The sequence below is a fragment of the Halomonas sp. SIMBA_159 genome (genome assembly GCF_046536035.1).
Classification (GTDB): domain Bacteria; phylum Pseudomonadota; class Gammaproteobacteria; order Pseudomonadales; family Halomonadaceae; genus Vreelandella; species Vreelandella venusta_A.
This window is the reverse complement of sequence record NZ_JAWJBT010001829.1, coordinates 1-229: the sequence shown is the minus strand read 5'-3', so window position 1 is coordinate 229 and position 229 is coordinate 1. Positions and strand designations below refer to the sequence as shown.

Annotated in this window: 1 protein-coding gene; it reads left to right on the top strand. The window is 62.9% G+C overall.

The window, feature by feature from the left end; translation table 11 throughout:
- The coding region (locus R0J87_RS25515; protein WP_498889808.1) for a hypothetical protein at positions 1-229 on the top strand (229 nt) is incomplete at both ends.

Sequence of the window (229 nt, the reverse complement as noted above, 5' to 3'; positions counted from 1 at the left end):
GCGGCAACCAGCGTCCTCAAGACCGTACAGTTCCAACGTCAACAGGCGTACAGAGAGCTGCGAAGCCATCTTCGTGGGAACGTCCAGCCGACCACGATCACAAGCGCTCTGGCCGCCTCCTACGTCGATGAACGGCTACAGCGCTCCCGGGACAGCACCAGCACCCGTCGGCGCAAGCTCAGCACCCTGGCAGCCTTCTGGGAGTGGATGGGCCTACGCTGCTATGTAC